The organism is Solwaraspora sp. WMMA2101, from assembly GCF_049179175.1.
Lineage (GTDB): Bacteria > Actinomycetota > Actinomycetes > Mycobacteriales > Micromonosporaceae > Micromonospora_E.
In genome coordinates this window covers 2,159,115-2,182,914 of sequence record NZ_JBMHMA010000006.1, presented here as the reverse complement: position 1 = coordinate 2,182,914, position 23,800 = coordinate 2,159,115, and the positions used below count along the sequence as shown (strand labels likewise).

21 protein-coding genes are annotated in these 23,800 nt (G+C 73.2%); 12 read left to right on the top strand and 9 right to left on the bottom strand.

All coding sequences use genetic code 11. The features are described from left to right. The first annotated feature begins 2 nt into the window (after window positions 1-2). From ACN28F_RS10650 to ACN28F_RS10635, 4 genes are all read left to right on the top strand, one after another. A complete protein-coding gene (locus ACN28F_RS10650; protein ID WP_421357591.1) occupies window positions 3-1,277 on the top strand; it encodes an ABC transporter permease in 1,275 nt (424 codons plus the stop codon). 125 nt (window positions 1,278-1,402) lie between these two features. Further along, a complete protein-coding gene (locus ACN28F_RS10645) occupies window positions 1,403-2,212 on the top strand; it encodes a cytidine deaminase (protein ID WP_289207868.1) in 810 nt (269 codons plus the stop codon). A gap of 132 nt (window positions 2,213-2,344) precedes the next feature. Beyond that, a complete protein-coding gene (locus tag ACN28F_RS10640) occupies window positions 2,345-3,658 on the top strand; it encodes a thymidine phosphorylase (protein ID WP_421357590.1) in 1,314 nt (437 codons plus the stop codon). A gap of 132 nt (window positions 3,659-3,790) precedes the next feature. Further along, on the top strand, window positions 3,791-4,471 hold the full coding sequence (locus tag ACN28F_RS10635) for a DUF4272 domain-containing protein (RefSeq protein WP_289207866.1): 681 nt from the start codon (window positions 3,791-3,793) through the stop codon (window positions 4,469-4,471). A gap of 23 nt (window positions 4,472-4,494) precedes the next feature. On the opposite strand, the gene ACN28F_RS10630 is transcribed toward ACN28F_RS10635, so the two are convergent. After that, window positions 4,495-5,343 carry a putative RNA methyltransferase gene (locus ACN28F_RS10630; protein ID WP_289207865.1) on the bottom strand — a complete coding sequence of 283 codons (849 nt, stop codon included), beginning with the start codon at window positions 5,341-5,343 and terminating at the stop codon, window positions 4,495-4,497. 64 nt (window positions 5,344-5,407) lie between these two features. Here ACN28F_RS10630 and ACN28F_RS10625 point away from each other — a divergent pair, with 64 nt between their 5' ends. The 5 genes from ACN28F_RS10625 to ACN28F_RS10605 all read left to right on the top strand — a co-directional run bounded on the left by ACN28F_RS10625 (window position 5,408) and on the right by ACN28F_RS10605 (window position 12,072). Then, a complete protein-coding gene (locus ACN28F_RS10625) occupies window positions 5,408-6,490 on the top strand; it encodes an adenosine deaminase (RefSeq protein ID WP_421357589.1) in 1,083 nt (360 codons plus the stop codon). A 524-nt stretch (window positions 6,491-7,014) separates the two neighbouring features. After that, a complete protein-coding gene (locus ACN28F_RS10620; RefSeq protein ID WP_421357588.1) occupies window positions 7,015-10,587 on the top strand; it encodes a nitrate- and nitrite sensing domain-containing protein in 3,573 nt (1,190 codons plus the stop codon). Further along, window positions 10,584-10,988, top strand: a complete 405-nt coding sequence (locus ACN28F_RS10615) for a roadblock/LC7 domain-containing protein (protein ID WP_289207862.1) — start codon at window positions 10,584-10,586, stop codon at window positions 10,986-10,988. Before ACN28F_RS10620 ends, ACN28F_RS10615 begins: the two co-directional genes overlap by 4 nt. 117 nt (window positions 10,989-11,105) lie before the next feature. Further along, window positions 11,106-11,483 (top strand): DUF742 domain-containing protein, encoded by a 378-nt coding sequence (locus ACN28F_RS10610; protein WP_282225544.1) that lies wholly within the window; start codon window positions 11,106-11,108, stop codon window positions 11,481-11,483. Between the two features lies 1 nt (window position 11,484). Then, window positions 11,485-12,072 carry a GTP-binding protein gene (locus ACN28F_RS10605; RefSeq protein WP_123605491.1) on the top strand — a complete coding sequence of 196 codons (588 nt, stop codon included), beginning with the start codon at window positions 11,485-11,487 and terminating at the stop codon, window positions 12,070-12,072. Between the two features lie 256 nt (window positions 12,073-12,328). On the opposite strand, the gene ACN28F_RS10600 is transcribed toward ACN28F_RS10605, so the two are convergent. The 6 genes from ACN28F_RS10600 to ACN28F_RS10575 all read right to left on the bottom strand — a co-directional run bounded on the left by ACN28F_RS10600 (window position 12,329) and on the right by ACN28F_RS10575 (window position 20,914). Beyond that, window positions 12,329-14,803 carry a transposase gene (locus ACN28F_RS10600; protein ID WP_421357587.1) on the bottom strand — a complete coding sequence of 825 codons (2,475 nt, stop codon included), beginning with the start codon at window positions 14,801-14,803 and terminating at the stop codon, window positions 12,329-12,331. Between the two features lie 31 nt (window positions 14,804-14,834). Further along, window positions 14,835-15,839: a DNA primase gene (locus tag ACN28F_RS10595; RefSeq protein WP_289207860.1), complete on the bottom strand. Its 1,005-nt coding sequence runs from the start codon at window positions 15,837-15,839 to the stop codon at window positions 14,835-14,837. Window positions 15,840-15,956: 117 nt separating this feature from the next. Continuing rightward, window positions 15,957-17,780, bottom strand: coding sequence for a thiol reductant ABC exporter subunit CydC (gene cydC / locus ACN28F_RS10590; protein ID WP_421357586.1), 1,824 nt, complete (start codon window positions 17,778-17,780; stop codon window positions 15,957-15,959). Beyond that, window positions 17,777-19,558, bottom strand: coding sequence for a thiol reductant ABC exporter subunit CydD (cydD, locus tag ACN28F_RS10585; RefSeq protein WP_421357585.1), 1,782 nt, complete (start codon window positions 19,556-19,558; stop codon window positions 17,777-17,779). Before cydD ends, cydC begins: the two co-directional genes overlap by 4 nt. Before the next feature lie 5 nt (window positions 19,559-19,563). After that, window positions 19,564-20,526: a M56 family metallopeptidase gene (locus tag ACN28F_RS10580; RefSeq protein WP_289207857.1), complete on the bottom strand. Its 963-nt coding sequence runs from the start codon at window positions 20,524-20,526 to the stop codon at window positions 19,564-19,566. Between the two features lie 7 nt (window positions 20,527-20,533). After that, on the bottom strand, window positions 20,534-20,914 hold the full coding sequence (locus tag ACN28F_RS10575; protein WP_289207856.1) for a BlaI/MecI/CopY family transcriptional regulator: 381 nt from the start codon (window positions 20,912-20,914) through the stop codon (window positions 20,534-20,536). A 129-nt stretch (window positions 20,915-21,043) separates the two neighbouring features. Between ACN28F_RS10575 and ACN28F_RS10570 the strand changes: the two genes are divergently transcribed. Then, window positions 21,044-21,787 carry a Type 1 glutamine amidotransferase-like domain-containing protein gene (locus ACN28F_RS10570; protein WP_421357584.1) on the top strand — a complete coding sequence of 248 codons (744 nt, stop codon included), beginning with the start codon at window positions 21,044-21,046 and terminating at the stop codon, window positions 21,785-21,787. A 13-nt stretch (window positions 21,788-21,800) separates the two neighbouring features. On the opposite strand, the gene ACN28F_RS10565 is transcribed toward ACN28F_RS10570, so the two are convergent. Continuing rightward, complete coding sequence (locus ACN28F_RS10565) at window positions 21,801-21,980, bottom strand: DUF6767 domain-containing protein (RefSeq protein WP_282225551.1); 180 nt, start codon at window positions 21,978-21,980, stop codon at window positions 21,801-21,803. 223 nt (window positions 21,981-22,203) lie between these two features. Between ACN28F_RS10565 and ACN28F_RS10560 the strand changes: the two genes are divergently transcribed. Further along, complete coding sequence (locus ACN28F_RS10560; RefSeq protein ID WP_289207854.1) at window positions 22,204-22,614, top strand: hypothetical protein; 411 nt, start codon at window positions 22,204-22,206, stop codon at window positions 22,612-22,614. Beyond that, window positions 22,611-23,195 (top strand): DUF4232 domain-containing protein, encoded by a 585-nt coding sequence (locus tag ACN28F_RS10555; RefSeq protein ID WP_289207853.1) that lies wholly within the window; start codon window positions 22,611-22,613, stop codon window positions 23,193-23,195. The genes ACN28F_RS10560 and ACN28F_RS10555 overlap by 4 nt, the downstream gene beginning before the upstream one ends. Here the strand turns inward: ACN28F_RS10555 and ACN28F_RS10550 are convergent. Continuing rightward, entirely contained in the window at window positions 23,170-23,742 is a 573-nt protein-coding gene (locus ACN28F_RS10550; RefSeq protein ID WP_289207852.1) for an RBBP9/YdeN family alpha/beta hydrolase, read from the bottom strand. The two genes, ACN28F_RS10555 and ACN28F_RS10550, sit on opposite strands and share 26 nt — an antisense overlap. Window positions 23,743-23,800 lie beyond the last annotated feature (58 nt).

Below are 23,800 nucleotides of genomic sequence, written 5' to 3'. Positions count from 1 at the left end.
CGTTGTCCACCATGATCGCAACTGACACACCGGTCGCCGTCACGGCACGGTTCTGGAACCGTACCCGGATCACCGGGGCCGGCCTGGTCGTGGCCGGCGCCGTCGCCGCGGCCGTCTTCGGCGCTTTGGCCGACCCGCAGGAGGCCCGGTTCACCCTGAGCGAGACCGCCGGCGGCGCGGCGCTGCGGATCCCGGGCACCGTCGGCGCGGTGCTGTTCGGCCTGGTCGCGCTCGTCGCCGGGGCGGTGCTGCTCAGCCCGTACGGCCGCTGGTACAGGTCGCTGCTCGCCGTCGGCGTCGTCGGCTTCGTGCTCAGCTTCCTGTGCTGGCAGATCTCCACCGCGCCGACCGGGCAGAACTTCATGCCGATGGTCAACATGGTGCGCGGCACGTTCCTGCTGGCCCTGCCGCTGATCTTCGGCTCGCTGGCCGGGGTCCTCTGCGAACGTTCCGGTGTGGTCAACGTGGCCATCGAAGGCCAGCTGCTGATGGGTGCCTTCGCCGGCGCGCTGATCGGGACCATGTCCGGCAGCGTCTGGATCGGGCTGATCGCCGCCGCGTTCGGTGGAGCGTTCATCTCACTGCTGCTGGCCCTGTTCGCCATCCGCTACCTGGTCGACCAGGTGGTCATCGGCATCGTGCTGAACCTGTTCGCGGTCGGCCTGACCGGGTTCCTCTACGAGCGGCTCATGCAGACCGACCAGCCGGCTTACAACCAGCCGCCGCACTTCGGCACCTGGGAGATTCCGCTGCTGTCGCAGATCCCGGTGATCGGGCCGGCGCTGTTTCGCGGCAACATCTTCCTCTACCTGGCGCTGATCCTCGTCGTGGTGATCAACGTGGCGCTGTTCCGGACCCGGTGGGGGCTGCGGACCCGGTCGGTCGGCGAGCACCCGATCGCGGCCGACACCCTCGGCGTCCGGGTGCTGGGGCTGCGCTACCGCAACGTGCTGCTGGCCGGCATGGTCGCCGGGATCGGCGGCGGGTCGTACACCCTGCTGCTCTACTCGTTCACCAAGAACATGATCGGCGGCAAGGGCTTCATCGCCCTCGCCGCGATGATCTTCGGCCGGTGGAGCCCGACCGGGGCGCTGCTGGCCTCGCTGTTCTTCGGCTTCGCCGACCAGCTCGGTGCCTACCTGGGGGCGATCAGCAGCGCCATCCCGAGCCAGTTCCTGGCGATGCTGCCGTACCTGGCGACGCTGCTCGCGGTCGCCGGACTGGTCGGCCGGGTGCGGGCACCGGCCGCCGACGGCAAGCCCTACATCAAGGCCTGATCAGGGCCGGCTACCGTTTACTACTGGCCGGTCAGGTACGAGGTGGGTGCCCCGACGGGCCCCACCCGCGTCGGGTGGTCGGGAGGTGGTGGCGGTAGCCGGCACCGGGGTCGAGGAGGGCAGTCGTGGAGATCGACTGGGTGGAGTTGCGGCGGGCCGCGACCGAGGCGATGCGGCACGCGTACGCGCCGTACTCGAATTTCCCGGTCGGCGCGGCCGCCCTGGTCGACGACGGCCGGGTGGTCGTCGGCTGCAACGTGGAGAACGCCGCGTACGGGGTGGTGCTCTGTGCCGAGTGCGGCGTGGTCTCGGCGCTGCACAGCAGCGGCGGTGGTCGGCTGGTGGCGCTGTCCTGCGTCGGTGGTGACGGCCAGCCGCTGATGCCGTGCGGGCGCTGCCGGCAGCTGCTGTGGGAGCACGGCGGGCCGGACTGCCTGGTCGAGGCGTTGCCCGCGCCGCTGACCGTGGCCGAGCTGCTGCCGAACGCGTTCGGGCCGGCGGACCTCGCGGCGGCGGCCCTGGCCCCTGGCGGCGGTGCCGAACGGGGTACCGGGCGGGGCGCCTCCGGCGGACACCGGGTCGGCACGGAGCACGTCGGGCGGGCCGACGCCGCCGGCCGGCCGGTGGTCGCACCGGACACCGCCGTACCGGCCCGGTTGGCCAAGTGGCGCGGGCGGGGCACCGTCTTCGTGCACCCGGACTCGGCCGGCGGGGAGCTGGTCTGGACCGGCTACTGGGAGCGGTCGGAGTCCACCGGCGAGGCGACCGGCTCCGGCATCCTGGAGGAGGCGCCCAGCTGGCCGTCGCCGCAGTCGGCGGTGGCCTGGGGCCGGGCCCGTACGCACCGGGTGGTGGTGGTCGACGCCGACGGGGCGGTCTCCTGGGCCGGTGAGGGCGACCCGCCCGCCGAGGTCAGCGCCCGCTGGGCCGGCTGACCGGCGGCGGCCGGCTGACCGCCTGTCCGGCTGACCGGCTGGCCCGGCGGCTGGCCGTCTGCCTCTGCGTACCGTCCCCTTCCCCTTCCGGGATCCGTCGAGATCTCGGCCTTTTGTAAAGGTATAACCGAATTGTCGAACGAGAGTTCCAAGATCGCCAGTGTCGTGGACGTGATCCGGACCAAGCGCGACGGTGGCCGACTCAGCGACGCGCAGATCGACTGGACGATCGCCGCGTACACCCGGGGCGAGATCGCCGACGAGCAGATGTCCGCGCTGGCCATGGCGATCCTGCTGCGCGGCATGGACACCGGCGAGATCGCCCGGTGGACCGCCGCCATGATCGCCAGCGGAGAGCGGCTCGACCTGTCCGGCGTACCCCGGCCCACCGTCGACAAGCACTCCACCGGCGGCGTCGGTGACAAGATCACCCTGCCGTTGACCCCGCTGGTGGCCGCCTGCGGGGCCGCCGTACCGCAGCTGTCCGGCCGTGGGCTCGGCCACACCGGCGGCACGCTGGACAAACTCGAGTCGATCCCGGGCTGGCGGGCCGAGGTGACCAACGCCCGGTTCGTCAGCCAACTGCGCGACGTCGGCGCGGTGATCTGCGCGGCCGGTGACGGGCTCGCCCCGGCCGACCGCAAGTTGTACGCCCTGCGCGACGTCACCGGCACCGTCGAGGCGATCCCGCTGATCGCCAGCTCGATCATGAGCAAGAAGATCGCCGAGGGCACCGGTGCCCTGGTGCTCGACGTCAAGGTCGGCACCGGCGCGTTCATGTCGTCGGTCGCCGACGCCCGCGAACTCGCCCGCACCATGGTCGACCTGGGCCACGCGCACGGCGTGCGCACGGTCGCCCTGCTCACCGACATGTCCACCCCGCTGGGCCGGGCGGTCGGCAACGCCGTCGAGGTCACCGAATCGGTCGAGGTCCTCGCCGGGGGCGGGCCCGCCGACGTCGTCGCCCTCACCCTGGCCCTGGCCCGCGAGATGCTCGACGCCGCCGGGCTGCCCGACGCCGACCCGGCGGCGGCGCTGCGCGACGGCCGGGCGATGGACACCTGGCGGGCAATGATCGCCGCCCAGGGTGGTGACCCGCACGCCCCGTTGCCGGTCGCCGCCGAGGCGGAACTGATCCGCGCCGACCGGGACGGCTACCTCGCAGCCGTCGACGCCCGGCTGATCGGGCTGGCCGCCTGGCGGCTCGGCGCTGGTCGGGCCCGCAAGGAGGATCCGGTCAGCGCCGCCGCCGGCGTGATCCTGCACCGGCGGCCCGGGGACGCGGTCCGGGCCGGTGACCCGATCGTCGAGCTGCGGGCCGACGACCCGGCCCGGATCGCCGACGTGGCACCCGACATCGTCGCCGCGATCGGCCCGACCGGCGGGATCCGCATCGCCGACCAGCCGCCGTCGGCACCGGACCTGGTGCTCGAACGGATCGGCTGAGCCGCCGCCACCCGCGCCACACCCCGTATCGGACACCCCTTGTCGTGGTACCCGTGACAGAGCGGATATCCTCCCTCGCCGGGGGGTTCGTCCAGGAGAGCAGCCGGCGCCGACTAGCAGGGAACGAAGCCTGTGATCGTACTCGCTCCTGACCCCCGGGCCATTCGCGCGGAGAGTCTCGACGAGCTGCGTCGGCTCCGCCTGCCACTGCCTCCGGACGGTTTCCCCCTGGTCTGGGAGCCGGGCGACGGCGTCGAGCTGCGGCCCACCCCGGAGATCGAGGCCCGTACGGCGATCCTGCACCTGGTGCTGGCCCGCTGCTTCGGCATGCCCCCGCAGGCCGCGATGAGCTGGCTGCTCAACTCGCACCTGGTGGAACTGGTCACCGCGCCGGAGTGGCAGTTCGTCATCGGCGGCCGGGGCGACCACCGGTCGTTCGTCCTGCACCACGACGCGATCTTCGCCCTGGCCTGGGTGCTGGGTCTGACCCGGCACCTGGACCCGGTCGCCGCCTCGGACGAGCGGCTGATGGCGCTGCTACCGAACCTGCCGGCCGGCGAGACGTTCGCCCAGTGGCGGTCGCGGACCCTGGTCGCTCCTCGCGACGCGGCCGAGGCGGCGGTGCTGCTCGACTTCTACTACTGCCTGGACTGGGGGTACCTGGAGGCGGAACGGCGGGGCGATCCACTGCCCGGCGTGGTGGACGCCAACGCGATCGGGCAACGACGCTGGGCCCTGGAATGGGCGGTGATCTTCCACGGTCCGTACCACGACCCGCCGGCCGGGTGGGAAGAGGTCGATCTGTCGACCTGACCGACCGCGCCCGGTGGGAACGCTCAGCGCAGCCGGTAGGTGGTCAGCCGTACCGCGACGGTGACCTCGACCGGATCGGGCAGCGCGGCCGCTACGGCCGGAGCGGTGTGCCAGGCGCTGGGCCCCATCTGGACCACCGCGTCGGCGTCACGGTGGCTCAGCGTCAGCCGGTCTCCTACCGTCCGTCGGGACACCTCGGCGAAGTGCCGGTCCAGCGTGGCGGCCAACCGGTCCTCCTTCGCCGGGTCCACCCCGAGCAGCCCGAGCGCCCGGACGAGCTCGCCGAGATGCTCCGGCAGCGGCGTGACCACGATCAGCGTCCCGCCGGGCCGCAGCACCCGGGCAAACTCGGCGCCGTTGCGCGGGGCGAACACGTTGAGCAGCAGGTCGGCGCAGCCGTCGGCCACCGGCAGCCGACGCCAGGTGTCACATCGGACGGCGGCGGCCGCCGGATGGGCGCGGGCGGCCCGCCGTACCGCCGCCTTGGAGATGTCCAGCGCGAGCCCGACGCCGTCGGGTAGCGCGTCCAGCACCGCGGCCAGGTGGAAACCGGTGCCGGCGCCGGCGTCGACCACCAGCGGGGCGGCTCCGGCCGTCGGTCCCGTCGGGTGCGGCCGCGCGGTCGCGGCCCGGACCAGACCGGAAGTGATCGCCGCGAAGTGGCCGGCGCGCAGGAACTCGTCGCGGGCCGCGATCATCTGCGCGGTGTCGCCGGTGTGCGGTACCCGACCGGTGAGCAGGTCGACCTGCCCGTGCCGGGCCACGTCGAAGCTGTGCCGGGCGGCGCAGCGCAGCGTCCGGCCGGCATCGTCGGCCCCGAACGGTCCGTGGCAGACCGGGCAGCGCAGGTACGGCAGCACGTCGGCAAGCATCCTGGTCATCCTGCCGGCCCGCGCCCCCGCCGGTACGGGCGGGTCGACCTACTACCCTCCAGCCATGACGGTTGTTTCGTTGGCGGAGATCGTTCGGGCGCCGAAGGCGTTGTTGCATGATCATCTGGATGGGGGGTTGCGTCCGGAGTCGGTGGTGGAGTTGGCCGATGAGGTGGGTCATGTGTTGCCGGTGTCGGATCCGGTGGAGTTGGGTCGGTGGTTCGTGTCGGCGGCGGATTCGGGGTCGTTGGAGCGGTATCTGGAGACGTTCGCGCACACGGTGGCGGTGATGCAGACGGAGTCGGCGTTGTTCCGGGTGGCGTCGGAGTGTGCGGTGGATCTGGCGGCGGACGGGGTGGTGTACGCGGAGGTGCGGTTCGCGCCGGAGCAGCATCTGTCGCGGGGGTTGGGTTTGGGTCAGGTGGTGGAGGCGGTGGTGGCGGGGTTCGCGGACGGGTGTGCGCGGGCGGCGGCGTCGGGTCGGGTGGTGCGGGTGGGGACGTTGTTGACGGCGATGCGGCATGCGGCGCGGTCGCAGGAGATCGCGGAGTTGGCGGTGCGGTACCGGGATGCGGGGGTGGTGGGGTTCGACATCGCGGGGGCGGAGGCGGGGTTTCCGCCGACGCGTCATCTGGATGCGTTCGAGTATCTGCAGCGGGAGAATTTTCATTTCACTATTCATGCGGGTGAGGCTTTTGGGTTGCCGTCGATCTGGCAGGCGATTCAGTGGTGTGGGGCGGATCGGTTGGGGCATGGGGTGCGGATTGTGGATGATGTGGAGGTGGGTGCTGGTGGTGCGGTGAGGTTGGGGCGGTTGGCGGCGTATGTGCGGGACAAGCGGATTCCGTTGGAGTTGTGTCCGTCGTCGAATGTGCAGACGGGGGCGGTGGGGTCGATTGGTGAGCATCCGATCGGGTTGTTGCGTGATCTGCGGTTCCGGGTGACGGTGAATACGGACAACCGGTTGATGAGTGGGACGTCGATGTCGCGGGAGATGTGGTTGTTGGTGGAGGCGTTCGGGTGGGGGTGGTCGGAGTTGCGATGGTTGACGGTCAACGCGATGAAGAGTGCGTTCATCCCGTTCGACGAGCGGTTGGCGATCATCGACGACGTGATCAAACCGGCCTACGCGAAGCTGATCGGCTGACCCGGGGTGATCGGCTGACCCGGGTGATGGGCTGAGTCGCGACTCGGGGTGCGGCCCGGCGGTCCGACGAGTGGATCGAGGGGTGCCGTCGACAGATGGTGTGCTCGGTGGACTGTGGTGACTCATCTCACCGGCGGTCGTGCCGGCACCGGTCGCCGGATCCACCGTTCGGGCCATCGGGGCCCGCCGCCCGGTTGGCGCCCCGGCGCGGTTCGCCGAGATATCGGCACGTCCTGAGGGGTGGCGACGCGGGGGGAGCGAGGGCGTACGATGGCTCGTCGCACGGTCGTGGGCGGGGCTGTCCCGCAGACGATCCAGCGGGAAGTGGTGATTACTGAGAGTGCTCGCTACAGTGCGAATTGTTGTTGGCCGGGATAACCATCGGATCACACTCGCGGTGACAGACCACCTGGGCTTTCTCTTTGCGTGGTGTCGTGATGGAATCTCGGGGGTCCGATCCGCCCGGGTCGGCCGATGGGCGGTGCCCGGTGCATCCCGCCGGCACCGATGAGGAGGGCGGTGACGTGAGCGAGCGGCCGAAGACGGCAGATTCCTTCCTGTCGCGTCTCCGCCGGCCGGTGGGCCGGCTCAATGATCTGCCGATCTGGTCGAAGCTCGGTCTGATTATGATCGTGCCGACCCTGGCCACGATCGTCGTCGGCACCAATGGCCTCATCGACCACCTGGAGACCGCGAGCAACGCGTCGCAGGCGCGCACGCTGTCCACTCTCGCGGCGGCCTCCGGCGACCTGGTGCACGACCTGCAGAACGAGCGGGCCGCGGCGGTGCTGCTGCTGGGCACCGAGAACGCCGAGCTGCAGGAGCGCTACCTCGGCGTCTACAACGCACTGCACGGCGAGGTCGAGCAGGCCCGTACGCCGTACTCGCAGCGCCGTGCGGAGCTGACCGACCTACCGGTCAACTTCCGCAACCTGCTCTCCCGCATCGACCAGAACCTCGCCGACCTGCCCGGCGTGCGCAGCCAGGTGGTCAACAGCGCCACCGCCGACGGGACCTTCCGGCTGACCGAGGCGGCCCGCGCGTACGAGGTGCTGCTCAGCGACCTGCTCGACATCCGCGACTCGGCGGCCCAGCTGGCCAGCGACACCGAGCTGAGCGACCACATGCGGGCCGCCGCCTCGCTGGCCCGCAACAAGGAGTTCCTGTCCCGGGAGCGGGTGGTGGTGCTCCGGGCGTTCAGCCAGGACGCCCTGACCCCCGCGCTGCGGACCGACTACATCAGCACCCGGGCCGGCCAGTCCCAGTCGCGGCAGAGCTTCGAGGCCGCCGCCACCCAGGACGACCTGGAGTTCTACAACCAGACGGTGGCCGGTCCGGCGCTGCGGGAAGCCGACACCTACGGCGGCTTCATCCGTGGCCAGAGCGAAGAGTCGATGCGGGACACGCCCTTCGACGCCGACGCCTGGGACGCGGCGCTGATCGGGCACGCCGACCTGATCCGCACGGTCGAGCAGAAGATCGACAGCGACGTCGTCAACGAGGCCACCATCCTGCGCGACGAGGTCCAGCAGCAACTCCTCGTGGAGACGATCCTGCTGCTCGTCGTCCTGCTCCTGGCGATTCTCTTCGCCGCCCTCGTCGCCCGGTCGATGGCCCGCTCCCTGCGGGAGCTGCGTCAGGGTGCGCTCGCGGTCGCCCAGTACGGCCTGCCGCAGGCCGTCGCCCGGCTGCGCGACCCGCAGGTCACCGCCCAGACCTCCCCGGTGCAGCTGGCCAACCAGATCGCCGAGCCGCTGCCGGTGCGCAGCAAGGACGAGTTCGGCCAGGTGACCGAGGCGTTCAACGCCGTCCACCTGGAGGCGGTCCGGACCGCCGCCGAGCAGGCCGCGCTGCGGTCCTCGGTGTCGACGATGTTCGTCAACCTGGCCCGTCGGTCGCAGATTCTGGTCGACCGGCTGATCGGCCACCTCGACCGGTTGGAGCGCGGCGAGGAGGACCCGGACCGGCTGAGCGAGCTCTTCCAGCTGGACCACCTGGCCACCCGAATGCGGCGAAACGACGAGAACCTGCTCGTTCTCGCCGGCGCCGACTCCACCCGGGTGCAGCGCGAACCGGCGGCCCTGATCGACGTGCTCCGGGCCGCGCAGTCCGAGGTCGAGCACTACACCCGGATCGAGTTCGGAGTCGTCGACCGGGACATCGAGGTCGCCGCGCACGCGGTCAACGATCTCGTGCACCTCGTCGCCGAGCTGTTCGACAACGCGACCGCGTTCTCGCCGCCGGACTCGCACGTCATGGTCGAGGCCCGTCGGGTCGGCGACCGGGCCGCTCTCTACGTCGAGGACCGCGGCATCGGCATCAGCGGCGACCAGTTGCGTGACCTCAACGAACGGCTGGCCAACCCGCCGATGGTCGACGTCGCGGTGTCCCGGATGATGGGCCTGGTCGTGGTCGCCCGGCTGGCCAACCGGCACGGCGTGAAGGTCGAGCTGCGCCCAGCGACCGATCGCGGCACCATCGCCGACGTCACCCTGCCGACCGCGGTCCTGATTCCCCGGGCGCTGGCCGGCCGGACCGGCCCCGGCGCGTTCGGATCCGGCGGTACGGAAGCCCCGGCGCTCGCCGGCCACCAGCAGTTCGGTGCACCCCTCGCGTTGGAAGGCAGCGGCGCGCCGGGCAGCGGCCTGCTCGGTGGCCAGCCGAGCGAGCCGCCGGCACCGGTCGGCCCGCCACCGCGCCCGTTCGAGCCGGCACCGATCAACGGTGGTGCCACCAAGCCCGCGACGCCGCGACCGATGCCGGCCTGGTCCGACCTGACCGGGGCGACCAACGGTACGAACGGTGCCAACGGTGCCAACGGCGCGGAGATGCTCAACGCACTGCCGACCAACGGCCAGCGCACCGACCCGCTGCCGCAACGTCGCTCGAACGACCACTGGACGGTCGACGGCGAGGTCACCGGTGCCGCCCCGACCAGCGGTGTCCCGCGTCAGATCCCGGCGTCGCCGGAGACCCACGGGCAGCCGAGTCACCACCCGGTGAGCGGTCAGCCGTACGTACCGCCGGTCTCCGCACCGCCACCGGTGTCGGTCCCGCCGGTCTCCGCGCCGCCGGTCCGCCCGTTCTCCGCGCCGCCGGTACCGCAGACTCCGGCGGCCCAGCAGCCCACCGGCTACCAGCAGCCGAACGCCTACCAGCAGCCCACCGGCTACCAGCAGCAGGCGCCGTTCCAGCGGCCGGCGCACCAGCAGCCGGCACCGCCGCAGCAGCCGGTCGGGCCGCCGCAGTCGGCCAACCCGCCGGGTGCCGCACCGCCCGCCTGGCCGCCGGTCGCGGCCGACCGCGACGCGGTAGCCCCGCCGGTGCCGGAGAAGCTCGCCGCAGCCCTGGACATGACAGCGGAACTGCCGAGGGTCGCCCGTACCAGCGGCGACAACTCGGTGACGGCACCCCACCCGGTGGTGACGCCGCAGAAGGCGGGGCCGAAGAAGTTCGCGGACGAGACCATGGAGTTGCCGATCTTCCGCGAGCTGGAATCGGCCTGGTTCCGCACCCGCCGACCCACGGCCGAAGAGGCCCGGGCCGCCGCGGCGGCGATGATCAAGCCGTCCGGTGCCGGGGCCACCTCCACCGCGACGACCCAACCGATCGCCAAGGTGGACACCAGCCGACCCGCGCCGCCGGAGGCAACCACACCCACACCCGCACCCGCACCCACCCCGTCGGGAGCCGGAGCCGGCAACTCGTCGCTGCCCCGGCGTCCCGAGCCGGTCGCCGCAGCGTCGCGCTCCACCGGCGGTGGCGGTGGCGGTGAGGGACGGACCGGGAGCTGGCAGACGGCCGCCGACGACGGCTGGCGTGCGGCGAGTGCCGCCGCCGAGGTCTCGGTGGAGGAAAAGACCCAGGCGGGACTCCCGAAGCGGGTTCCGATGGCGCAACTGGTACCTGGTGGCGTAGAGAAGGCCACAAGTTCGGTGCAGCGTCGTACCCCTGAAGCGGTCCGTGGGCTATTGTCCGCGTACCACCGTGGTGTGCAACGCGGCCGGACACAGCCCAAGGACGACCACTCGACCAACCCGGGGGCGACCCCGGGAGGGCAGCAATCCTCGCAGGCTGGCAAGGAGCATGAGGGATGACAACTACGCAGGATCTCGGTTGGTTGCTGGCCAACTTCGCCGACCGCGTACCCGGGGTCGCTCACGCGATTGCGGTGTCGGCGGACGGTCTGCTCCTGGCCTCGTCCCGGGACCTTCCCCGGGACCGGGCCGACCAGCTCGCGGCCATTGCCTCCGGCCTGGTCAGCCTCACCCAGGGCGCGGCCCGCTGCTTTGAGGGCGGTGCAGTGCTGCAGACAGTGGTCGAGATGGACAACGGCTTCCTGTTCCTGATGTCGATTTCGGACGGCTCGTCGTTCGCGGTGCTGGCCGCCCGCAGCTGCGACGTCGGCCAGGTCGGGTACGAAATGGCGTTGCTCGTCGACCGCGTCGGTGACGCGCTGACCCCGGCGCCCCGCACGGCCGCCGGAATGCTGGGCTGACCGCACGGACGAGGTCGGTGCCGGTCCCCCTGGGCCTGCGCCGGCCGGTAGGAAGAACTGAACACTACGAGCTCCCGACGGGTGGGGCTGTGGCAGGACGAGAGGGGGTGACGGCAGATGACCGAACGTGATGAACCTACTGGCGCGTTGGTCAGGCCGTACGCCGTTACCCGTGGTCGTACCCGGCCAAAGCTGGAAATCGCTCTCGAGGCTCTCGTGGAGACAACGGTGCGTGGCCGGTCCGCAGGTGCCACAAAGGGCGGCACGGGCCGGGAGCACCAATACATTGCCGCGCTGTGTGACGGCCGGCTGCAGTCGCTCGCGGAGATCGCGGCGCGGATGCAGCTTCCACTCGGAGTAGCCCGGGTCATCATCGCGGACATGGCCTCGGACGGCCTGGTCGCGGTGTACGAGCCGACATCCCTGGACGACACGAACGACGCGGTGGGCACGGAACTGCTGGAGAGGGTGCTGAGTGGACTTCGCAGGCTCTGACATGGCGCACCGCCCCATGGCCGGGCGAGTGACATCGGCGAAGATCGTGATCGCCGGTGGGTTCGGCGTCGGCAAGACGACGCTGGTCGGCTCGGTCTCGGAGATCACGCCACTGACCACCGAGGCGATCATGACCTCGGCTGGCGTGGGCGTCGATGACACGCGACAGGTGCCGGGCAAGACGACCACGACGGTCGCCATGGACTTCGGACGGATCTCGATCGACCGGGACCTCATCCTTTACCTGTTCGGCACGCCGGGCCAGACGCGTTTCTGGTTCATGTGGGACGAGCTGGTACGGGGAGCGATCGGTGCCGTCGTGCTCGTCGACACCCGTCGACTTGCCGACTGCTTCGCGGCGATCGACTTCTTCGAACATCGTCGGCTGCCCTACCTGGTGGCGATCAACTGCTTCGACGGCATGCAGTACCACGATCCGCAGGACGTACGGGACGCGCTGGCGATCTCCAGCGACGTACCGGTCGTGCCCTGCGACGCGCGGAACCGCGAGTCGACGAAGCACGTGCTGATTTCGCTGGTCGAGTACGTGCTGACCATGCGTCGTCAGCGTGCTGTCGCCCCAGCCTGACCGGTCTCCGGTCGCAGCTTCCGCCACCGTCACCGGCGGCACCTGACAGGTGCCGCCGGTACCGGCGTTTCACCGTCCAGGGTAGGCCGAGCGACAGCGGTCCGCGTCGGCCGGCGACGCGGTGCGGTAGGCCGCCAGCGTGTCCAACGACCGCGTGTCCAACGACCGTGTCCCAACGACCGTTGGCAGGCGAGAAGGCCCCCCTTGGGTGAAGGGGGGCCGTTTTCTGCGCGCTGTGCGGTGCTGTCCGGTCGGGTCAGGACCGGTTGCCGGCCGGACGGTACTCGAACTCGCGGCCGTCGCCCTGACCACTCTGGTCGCGGCTGAAGTCCCAGCCCCCGGCCGCTTCCCGACCCGGTCGACCGCCGACGGCGTACCCGCCGATCTCCTGCCCCCGCCGCCAGCCACGGAAATAGCCGTTCGTGTGCTCGGCGATGCTCGCGGCGTCCCGGACGATCCGTAGTGGGCGCTCGTCGCGCAGTGGTGACCCCGGCACCAGGTTCGCCTGGGGCACCCGCTTGGGCAGACCGGCATGCGTCTCGGTCCCGGTCGCCGGTCGGGCCGCCTGCTCGGCGGCGCGCCAGCCGGTGTCCATCGGAGTGGAGAAGTCCACGCCGTCGCCCTCGGGATGGCGGACGAACCACGCCGACCGCGCGGCGGCGAAGATCAGTAGATCACCGTCGCCCTCATCGGCCACCGGCGGAGCGCTGAGCGGCTCGACGGCCGATCTGCGGCCGCGGCCGTAGTCGGGCTGCTGACCGTCGACCAGGCGCAGCGGCGCGGTATCCACCGGCAGACCGCCCGGTGGGCGGGAGTAGTCGTCCGGTCGGCGCTCGGCCATCGCCGGCTCCACCAGCCGCAGCATCGGCGGCTCCGGCGGGAGATCGTCGGCCAGCCATGGTGGCTTCACCCGCCCGGTGCTGCCGGTGTCGGGCAGTCCCAGCCCGCTGCCGTCACCGGGTCGCGGGTAGGCCGTGTGCTGCTGATCCGGCTCGCTGGACTGACCGACGAGCGGCCAGTTGGACCGGGAACCCGGGGTACGCGGCGTGCCATGGTCCGGGTGGCCGTTCGGCACCGGCAGGCTGTAGTCCGTCGCCGAGAACCCCCCGGTCGGTGGTTCGGCCAACGGCGAATGCGGCCGCGGCGGGCCGGAGGCCGGGATACCGGACAGCGGCGTACCGGAGACCGGGCTGGCCGAGACGGGGCTGGCCGAGACCGGGCTGGCCGAGACGGGGCTGGCCGAGACCGGGCTGGCCGAGACGGGGCTGCCGGAGACCGGCGTCGTACCCGCCGGGGGAGCGGACATCGGCGCCGCGCTGGGCGGCCCCCCGGCCGGGCCGGCCCCGGTACGGGTGTTGGGTCGCGGCACGATCGGGGTGGGCCGTCGCTGGGCGCGGGCATCGTTGATCGCGGCGGTCGTGAGCGTCGCCCGGAACGGCTCGCCGGCGTCCACCGGGGCGATGCCCGGGCGCTGTGCGGAGATCGGGGTCATCCCCGGCGGCGGGGGCGGTGCGGAGACCGGTCGGTCGGCGGCCGGGTCGGCCGCCGCGCGGCGGCCGACCGGGGCCAACGGCGTCAGCGGTGCCGGCGCGCTCGGCGGCGGAGCGACCGGAGCCGGTGCGACCGGCAGCGTCGTCATCGGCTGCGGTGAGGTGGTGGAGGCGCCGACCGGCTGGGGCCGGGCCCGCCGGCCACCGGCGGGGGTACGGCTGGCCGGGCCGGCCTCGCCGGAGCCGGGCACCGCGTGCAGGTTGGGAGTGGCCGGCTGGTCGGCGGCCCGCCGGACCGTCCGCCGGGCACTGAGCGGCGTGGGGTCGGTGACCCGGGCGGCCAGCGTGGCGATCAGCGCGTCGGCGGCGGCGTCGCAGGACCGTACGGCGGCCACGGCGTGCCGGACGGTCTCGGCGGTCGCGGAGGTGAGCGCCTTGTTGACGGCCGTACGGCGAGGTGATTCGACGATCGCGACCCGCAGCGCGGTGACAGCGGCGTCGATGGTGGCGCTGTCGGCCACGCCGTCGGCGGCCAGATGCGCGGCGACCGCGTCGGCGGCGACGGACAGCTCCCGGTTGCGGGAACTGGTGCCGCTGAGCATGCCGGGCTCCGGCAGTGCGTCGAGCACCGCGAGGGCGACCGGCTCGGCGGGGTCCGGGTAGGCGCGCAGGGCTGCCGGATACAGCTCCCGTAGCACCTCGCGTAGCGCGACCGCGGCGGCCTGGCGACCGTTGGCCAGGGCGGCGTGTGCGGCCAGCACCGGCTGATAGGCGACGAGGTCGCGGGAGACCGGCAACGGGACGGCGTTGATCGCTCCGGCCTGCAGGGCCCGGGCGAGCCCGACAGCGAGCCGCTGGGCGGGTGGCGCGGACATCTCGTCGAGTGACTCGTCGTCGGCGAACCGCTCGGCGTAGTCGTCGGCGGCATCGTCGTCGGCGACAGCAAGTGGTCGGCCGGCGGCGGTCAGCAACGAGGTCACCAGGTGGTCGTCACTGTCGGCGGCGATCGCCGCCCCGCCGGGCCCGCTGGCCCGCTCGATCAGCAGTCCGCTGAGCCGGGCGTAGCCGGCAGGATCGTCGCCGATGTCGCAGATGTCGAGCAGCCGGCCGGCATCGTCGACGACGGCAGCGGTCAGGGCCGGCCAGGCCGGAGCCGACCGGACAGACCGGTCCGCCGATACCAGACCGCAGTACACCCGCACGAGCGCCACCGCGCCGTCCTCCTCCCGGACACCTGCCATGTGCCAAGGACTGATGCTCCCTGGTGAGGGGTCAGTCGCGCCAGTCCGTAGCGGCAGAGATCTTGCCGATAATCGTGCGCCAACCGAGACTTGCGGTTTGTGCCCCGATTTTCTTCAGTCGCCGGCGCGCCATGAAGCCCCCGATGCCGCCGTCAACCGTCGACCTTAACGCCTCGTCAAGATCGTCCAGGCTGGATCCGGCCGAGAGCATGTCGAGCACTGACGGCATCCGCAGCGCGTACGCCAGGTCCCTGGCCACCTCGCCGGACTGGATCAGCAGCGCCGCGTCCCAGGTGTCGTGCCCGCCCCGCAGGTTCTCCACCACGAGATCGAGCTCGTAAGTGTCCTCGGGCAGCGCTGCGACGTCCGCCGGCTCCAGGCGGTCGACCAGCTCGGTCCAGGTGTCCAACTGGGCGAGGTCGTGGGGTGCGCCGGAGCGGACGAAGCTGACCAGCGCCTGCGGGGTCTTGAACAGCAGCAGCTTGCCGCGCTGGCTGAGGAAGACCGGTACGTCCTCGCCAAGGTCGGCGTCGTCGTCGGCCGGGTCGTCGTCGGCCTCGTCGCTCGCCGCGTCGGTCCCGGACCCGCGTCGCTCGCCACGGGCGCGTTCCTGCTCGGCGGCTTCCTCCTCGGCCAGTTCGGCGGCGAACTCCTCGTCGAGGATCACGACGGTCTCGTCGTCGTCGTCCTCGGCCTCGGCGGCCCGTCGACGGGCCGCGAACGGGTCGTCCTCTTCGCGTTCGGAGATGTCGGTGGGGGTCAGCAGGGTGGCCGGGCGGTAGGCCCGCAGGGTGAGCCCGACACCGGCCGGCAGCGCGATCTCCACCGGGTCGATCCGGACATCGGCCCACAGCGACCGGTCGCCGGTGGCCGTCACGACCGGAGCGTCCTCGGCGTCGTCGAGCGTGTCGTCCGTCGCGGATTCCAGGTCGTCGGTGGGTCCGAGGTCGTCGGCGGGCCCAGGATCGGCAGCGCCCGGTTCGACTGATCCGGCGGCGAGCCGGTCGGCATCGGGCTGGTTCGGCGACTTGGCCACGCTGACCTCCGTTTGTGTTCCGGTGACGGCGCCCGAACCCGGACTGTCGGGTGGGTGACTCTGCGCACACCCTAGTGGGAAGCCCGCCGGATGGCGTGCCCGCACCCCGCCCCGCCGTCAGTTGGTCGCCGTCAGGTAGCCACGTTCGGCGGTCTGCTGCATGATCCACTGTTCCCGGTACCAGCCGGGCCGGTCGACCAGCCCGGCGTGGCTGCCGCGCTGCGCGATCCGACCAGCCGCCAACACCAGGATCTCATCCATCGATTCCAGTCCGGCCAGCCGGTGGGTCACCAGGACGACGGTCCGCCCGGCGGCGGCGGCCAGCACATCGGCCAGCACGGCGTCGGCCATGGCCGGGTCGAGACCCTCGGTGGGTTCGTCGAGGACCAGCACCGCCGGATCGACCAGCAACGCCCTGGCCAGCGCGAGTCGCTGCCGCTGACCGCCGGAGAGCTGGCTGCCGACCGCGCCGACCATCGTCCGCCACCCGTCCGGCTGCTCCCGGACCCAGTCGAGCAGGCCGGCCGCCGCGCAGGCGGCGGCGAGCTCGGACTCGGTCGCCGTCGGTCGGGCCAGCAGCAGGTTGTCGCGAACTGTGGCGTTGAACACGTACGCCTCGGCGAGCAGCCCGCCGACCAGCCGGTGCCGCCGCCCGGCCGGTACGTCGGCCAGGTGGGTGCCGTCGACGGTGATCCGCCCCTCGTGCGGGTCGACCGCCCCGGTGAGTACGCCGAGCAGGGTGCTCTTGCCGGCGCCGCTCGGCCCCACCACGGCGACCCGCCGCCCCGGCGGCAATCGCAGGTCGAGCCGGTCCAGCGCCGGTACGGTGCCGGCGCGGTAGCGCACCGACACGCCGTCGAGGGCGACCGCCACGCCCGCCGCCGGGGCCGGCCGGTCACCGTCGCCGTCGGACTGCCCGCCACCGGCACTGTCGACCGGCTCGCCGACCAGCTCGGCCACCCGTCGCAGCCCGCCGCGCAGCTGCGCCCACTGGCGGGCCGCCGCGACCAGCGCCAGGCACATCTCGACGGCCGTCAACGTCCCGACGGCGAGTACGCCGACCAGCACCCCGGCCACGCCGTCGCGCACCGCGACGACGGTGACCGTGGCGGCGGTCGCCCCGGCGACGAGCACCCCGACACCGTCGACCGCCCAGCCGGTGACGGCCAGCCGCCGTTGCAGGCCGGCGAGCTCCCGGACCCGGCGCGCGGTCCGGTCCAGCGCGGCGGCGGTGCCACCGAACGCGGCCAGGTCGGCCGCGCCGTACGTCAGGTCGGTGCTGTCGGCGGCGAGGTGCCCCCGCAACGGTGCCACCCGGTCGGCGGTGCGCCGGGTGAGCAGCGTGGCGACCGCTGGCAGCCCGATACCGGCCACCGCCAGCCCGGCGGCGAGCACCAGCGCGGCGGCCGGGTCGACCACGGCCGTACCCGCCACCGCGAGCACCGCCACGCCAGCGGCGGCTGCCCCGGGCACCAGCACCCGCAGCAGCAGGTCCTGCACGGCCTCGACGTCGGACACCAGCCGGCTGAGCGCGTCGCCGGAGCGGTCGGTGGCCGTCTGCCGGCGGGCGGCCAGCGCGCGGAAGATCCGGAACCGTACCTCGGTGACGACCCGCAGGGTGGCGTCGTGCCCGGCCAGACGCTCGGTGTAGCGCAGCACGCCCCGGCCGATCGCGAACGCCCGTACCGCGACGATCGCCACGGTGACGGTGTCCAGCGGCGGCTGGCCGGCCGCGGTGATCAGCAGCCACACCGCCGTCGCCATCAGCGCCAACGCGGCGATCTCGGTCGCCGCCGCGAGCAGCCCGGCGCCGACCAGCCGACCCAGGTACGGCCGGGCCAGGGCCAGCACGGTCAGCTCCGGCGGCCGGTCACGGCGTGCTCCGGCGGCCGCGTCGCGGTGTGGCCCGGTGGCCGCGTCGCGGTGTGGCCCGGCGGTCACGAGGCCGCTCCGCTGAGGTGCCGGGCGCTGACGCGGCCGGCGTCCAGCCGGACGACCCGGTCGACACCGTCGATCAGGGCCGGGCGGTGCGCGACGATCAGCGCGGTCCGCCCGGCGATCAGTTGCCGGGAGCCGGCCAGCACTGCGGCTTCGGACTCCCCGTCCAGCCGGGCGGTCGGTTCGTCGAGCAGCACCACCGGCGAATCCCGGAGGAAGGCCCGAGCCAGTGCGACCCGTTGCCGCTGCCCACTGGACAGGCCATGGCCGCGTTCACCGAGCCGGGTGTCGAGGCCGTCCGGCAGTGCGGCCACGACGTCGGTCAGCGCGGCGGCCTGTACGGCGGCGGTCACCTGCGCCGGTGGCGCGTCGGGTGAGCCGAGCCGGATGTTGTCGGCCACTGACGCGGCGAACAGGTGGGCGTGCTGCGGCACCCAGGCGAGCTGTCGGCGCCACTGGTCGATGTCGAGCTCGGTCAGGTCGACCCCGTCGACGGTGATCCGCCCGGACGTCGGGGCGACGAAGCCGAGCAGCAGATGCAGCAGGGTGCTCTTGCCGGCACCACTGGGCCCGACGACGGCGATCCGCTCGCCGGCCCGGATCGTCAGGTCGACGTCGTGCAGCGCGGTGGTGCGTCGATAGGCGACGGTGACCGCCTCGAACCGGATCTCGGCCGGGGCCGACCGGACGACGGCCCGTGCCGCCGCCCCGACCTGGTCGACAGTCGCGTCCCCGACCTGGTCGACAGTCGCGGCCCCGGCCCGGTCGGCACTGGTGCCGGCGTCGGCGTCGGCGTCGGCGATGAGGGTCAGTGCCTCGTCGAGGACGGTCAGGCCTTCCATGCTGGCGTGGAACTTGCTGCCCGCCGCCCGCAGCGGCAGGTACGCCTCCGGAGTGAGCAGCAGCACCAGCAGCGCGGTGGACAACGCCATTCCGCCGGTGAGCAGCCGGAGCCCGACCGGGACGGCCACCAACGCCACAGCGAGGGTGGCGACCAGCTCCAGCACCAGGGCGGAGAGGAAGGCCACCCGCAGCGTGGTCATGGTGGCGACCCGGTGCCGGTCGGCCATCCGGCGTACCACCTCGGCCTGGTCCCGCTCGCGGCCGAAGGCCCGCAGCGTCGCCAGGCCGGCCACCATGTCCAGGAAGTGGCCGCCGAGCTGGGTCAGCCGCCGCCACTGCCGTTCGGTCGCCGCCTGGGCGTGCCAACCGAGCAACGCGCCGAAGATCGGGATCAGCGGCAGGGTGACCGCGACGATCAGCGCGGAACTCCAGTCGGCGAAGACCAGCCGGGCCAGTACGGCGACCGGCACGGTCACGCTCAGCACCAGTTGCGGCAGGTACCCGGTGAAATAGCCGTCGAGGGCGTCCAGACCCCGGCCGGTCAGGGTGGCGAGCTGGCCGGCCCGCTGCTCGGACACCCAGGCCGGCCCGCGCCGGTGGATCGCCGTGAACAGGTCGACCCGCAGCTGCGCGGTGACCGTGGCGGCGGCGCTGGCGGCCAGGACGCCCTGCGCCCAGCCCAGCGCGGCCCGGCCGGCGACGCTGGCGAGGAACCCGCCGAGGGCGGCCCGGTCGAGTTCACCCTGGGCTGCAGCGGCCAGCACCGTGGCGAGCGTCGTCGCCTGGGCGATGATCAACACCGCGGCGAGCACCCCGAGCAGGCCGAGCGCCGCCAACGGCAGCCGGGCAGCCGGCACCTGACGCAGCAGCCGGGGGTCGAACGGGCGGCGGCGTGGCGAACCGCCGGCTGCGGTGGCGGGAGCCGCAGGGCTCGTCATCGACGTCAACCGGCCAGGTACAGCGAGACCGGCATCAGCAGCAGCGCGGCGGCGAGCAGGCTGGCCGCCGCCGGCCGCAGCCGGGGTGCCGGAGCGTCGCCCAGCAACCGCTGCACCCGGGCGTCGAGATCCCGGTCGGCGACCGCGAGTACACCGGCCGGGGTGATCCGGTCCGTCGTGGCGGCGAACCGGCGCAGCGCGGCGGCGAGCGGTGCGTCGGTGTGCTGGCGGCGGGCCTTGTCGTCGGCACGCATCTCGACCAGCAGCGCGACCGCGTCGTGCGCCGCCCGCAACCACCGCAGCCGGGGCAACGCCCGGCACAACGCGGTGAACGGCAGCAGCACCAGGTCGTGCCGTTCGTCGGCGTGCGCCCGCTCGTGGCTGAGGACGGCGGCGAGTTCACCCGGACCGAGCAGGTCGAGCGCGCCGGCGCTGACGACCACGGTCGGGCGTACCCCCGGAAGGCAGTAGGCGGCGGCGCTCGGGTGGTCCAGCACCAGGGCCCCGGGCGCGGCCGGGTCGGCGCGCCCGACCAGGGCGAGCAGGTCGCGGTGCCGCCGCTGCGCCCGTACGGCGGCCAGCAGGCTGCGCACGGTGGAGCCGAGCAGTACGACGGCGATCGCGCCGGCGGCACCGACCAGCGCCAGCCGCAGCGGGCCCTGCCCGACCGGGAAGGCCCCGGTCGGCCAGCCGTGGCCCCCTACGAGGTGGGCGACGGCGGTGGCGAGGTCGCCTGCGAAGAGTCCGGCAGCCCGGCCGGGGCCGGTGCCGTACGGCGCGAGACCGACCGCCAACGGCAGCCCGATCGCGGCGAGCCCGACCGCGAGGCCGAGCGCCTGCCAGCAGAGGATCGCCACCCGGGGGCTGCGCCACGTCCAGCCGGGACCGCACCACGTCGACCGGGTGAGCGCCTGCGCGGCCAGGTAGCAGGCGATGATCACGGCGGCGAAGTGCACGGCGTACGCCATGGTCGGCTCAGCCCTGCCGCTCGGCCGCCTGCGCCTGGTCGGTGAGGGCGGCCCGGAGCACCTCGGCTTCGGTGCCGGTCACCGACCTGGCGAAGCGGACCAGGGCCGCGTCGCGGCTGCCGGCCAGGTCGAGGGCGTCGAGCATGAGCTGCGCGATGTGCGCCTCCCGGCTCGCCGCCGGCTGGTACTGCCAGGCCCGACCGGCCCGTTCCCGGCTGACCATGCCCTTGCCGGCGAGCCGGTCCAGGACGGTCATCACCGTCGTGTAGGCCAGGTCACGCTCCTGCAGGGCCTCGGCGACGTCCCGTACGGTGGCCGGCCCGGCCGCCGGGTCGCGGTCCCACAGCACGTCCATCACCGCGCGTTCGAGGTCGCCGAGTCGCGTCACCGGTCAAGCCTACCGCCGGTAGTAGATGGCAGCTCAGCGGGCCGGCGACGGTGCCGGGCCCGCCCTGCGCCGCGTGCCGGGCCCGGCCGGCCACCCCGGTGGGCTGCCACACCCGTGCATCATGGACGGATGGCCCCGCCGCGTCAGATCTTCGCCGTCTCCGGGATTCTGCACCCGCCACCGGGATATCGCGTACCCCGACGGAGCGCCCTGTTGGAGCACGCCATCTCGCTGACCGGGGTTCCGGTCGCCAAGGTCTGCCTGGTCCCGACCGCCGTCGGCGACGACCCGCAGACGATCGAGTCCTTCTACGCAGCCCTCGCCGACGCCGATCACGCCGTCGCGTCGCACCTGCAACTGTTCCCCCGGCCGAACGTCGACGACATCCGGGCGTTCCTGCATGACCAGCACCTGATCTGGGTCGGCGGTGGCAGCGTGGTCAACATGTTGGCGGTGTGGCGGGCGCACCGGGTCGACGAGATCCTGCGGGAATGCTGGGACGCCGGGGTGGTACTCGGCGGCGGCAGCGCGGGCAGCCTCTGCTGGCACGTCGGCGGGCTGACCGACTCGTTCTCCGACCGGCTCGACCCGGTGACCGACCTGCTGGCGATGCTGCCGTACAGCAACGGGGTGCACCACGACCTGGCCGAGCAGCCACGCCGGGCCCGCTACCTGGAGTGCGTGGCCGCCGGCCGACTGCCGGCCGGGTACGCCACCGACGACGGGGTCGGCCTGCACTACGTCGACACCGAACTGGCCGAAGCGGTCAGCTGCCTGCCCGGTGCCGGGGCCTACCGGGTCGAGCCGGGCCCGCAGGCCGGGACGGCCGTCCAGCGGCCACTGCCGACCCGCCTGCTCGGTACCGCCGGCTGACGGCGGGCGGCGGCTATGCCGCGACCCGCCGGGACTCGTGCAGCCCGGCGCGCAGCTCGTCGTCGCTCATCACCAGGTAGACCAGCCCGCAGTCGGCCGGCCCGGTGGCGCCGGGCAGGCAGAGCGTGCAGGGTTCGCCCGGCCGGATCGGGCACTTGGCCTCGGGACGTCGGTGTTTCACCTGCGCTGTCATGCCACCATCGTCGCCGCCGGGGCCCGCCGGCCGGCAGGGTCGAACGGCACCTCACGGCCCGGACCTGCGGACCTACGTGCCGGGTGTACGCGGCCGGCGTACGAGGTGCGGCACCGTACTACGGTGCCGACGGCGGTGGACGTGCCGCGCGACGGCGGTGGACGTGCCGCGCGACGGCGGTGGACGTGCCGCGCGACGGCGGTCGATGGAGAGGACGCGAGGCGTGGGTGCAGGGGCGAGCTGGACGTTGCGGGACCATGCCGGTGTGCTGCTGGCCGACCTGGCGGTCACCGACGGGGACTTCCCCTGGCTGTACGCCACCGTCCGGCCCACCGGGGCGTTCGCGCCGTTGCGGCCGATCTTCGACGCGGAGCTGCGGGCGCTGCGAGTGGTCGAGGACGGCCCGGACGACGGTGCCTGGGATCGGGCGTACCAGCAGGTGCGGGCGGCGGTCGTGCTGATCGACCCGGACGGGGTGGCGGTGCCGGAGTTCCTGCTGCACATCGACGGCGACCAGGCGTGGTGGCGGTGGATCGACGAACCGTTCGACGACGACGAGGACGACGACGGGCACGGGGAGGACGACGACGGGGACAGCGGCGCTGCCGGCCCCGACGCGGCGGGCGACCGGTGAGGCATCCGTGGATCGCGGCGCTGCTGACGTTGACGCTGCTCGGTGCCTGCGCCGGGCAGTTGCCGCAACCCGGGCCGCAGCCGCCGGACCACGACTGGACACCGACCCCCTCGCCGACCCCGCTGCCGTCGGTGGAGCCGTCCCCTGACTGCCCGGCCTCCGGGGCGCTGCTGAGCCTGGGCGAGGTGAACGCCGCGATGGGGCTGCGGGTGCTGTCGATCTGGCTGGTCAACTGCGCCGACGAGCCGGTGCACGTCGACGGCTTCCCGGAGATCGTGGTGCTCGACGAACAGCGGCAACCGCTCGCGGTCGAGGTCGTCGAAGGTGCCGAGGTGATCGCCCGGGTCGAGAGCCTGGCCCGCAGCCCGCAGCCGGTCACGGTGCTGCCCGGCCAGCGGGCGGCGGCGGCGCTGGTCTGGCGCAACACCGTCGACGACGTACGGGTGCCGCCGATGCACGGCACCTTCCTGCGCGTGGCGCCGGGAGTCGGCGTACCGGCGCAGGTGCTGGAGCCCGACGGCGGTCTCGACATCGGCACCACCGGTCGGGTCGCGGTCAGTCCGTGGGCGCCGGCCGACTGATCGGCGCGCCGTCGGTCAGCGCGGCGACCAGTCGTTCGCCGGCCGGCCAGGGGCCGTAGCCGCTGGCGGTCTCGATGTGCCCGGCGTCGCCGGCGTCGTACAGTTCGGCGCCCCAGTCGGCGGCGTAGCGCGCGAACTCCTCGACCGTCGTGTACGGGTCGGTGCGGCTGGCGACCAGGACGGTGCGAAACGGCAGTCGCTGCCGGGGGACCGCGTCGGCGTACAGGTCGGTCGGGTCGTCCGGGCCGGGCCGCCACCCCGGGTCCAGATACGGCGGGGTGACCAGCAGGGCGGCGGCCACCGGGCCGTGGTGGCGCGCCGCCCAGTGCACCACGGTCAGGCAGCCGGCGCTGTGTGCGATGAGCACCGCCGGTTCGTCGCTGGCGGTGATCGCCGCGTGCAGTGCGGCGAGCCGCTCGGCCAGCACGTACGGCGGTCCGGGCGGCGGCGGTGCCCACCGGTAGCCGGGGTTGGCCGCCGCCCACCGGTTGAGCCAGTGTTCGGGGCGGGGGAACCCTCGGCCGGGGACCAGAAGATGGCGGACCATCGATCGAGGGTACGCCGGTCCGGCGTTCGAGGCCGCCGCCCGGCCGGGCCGCCCAGGG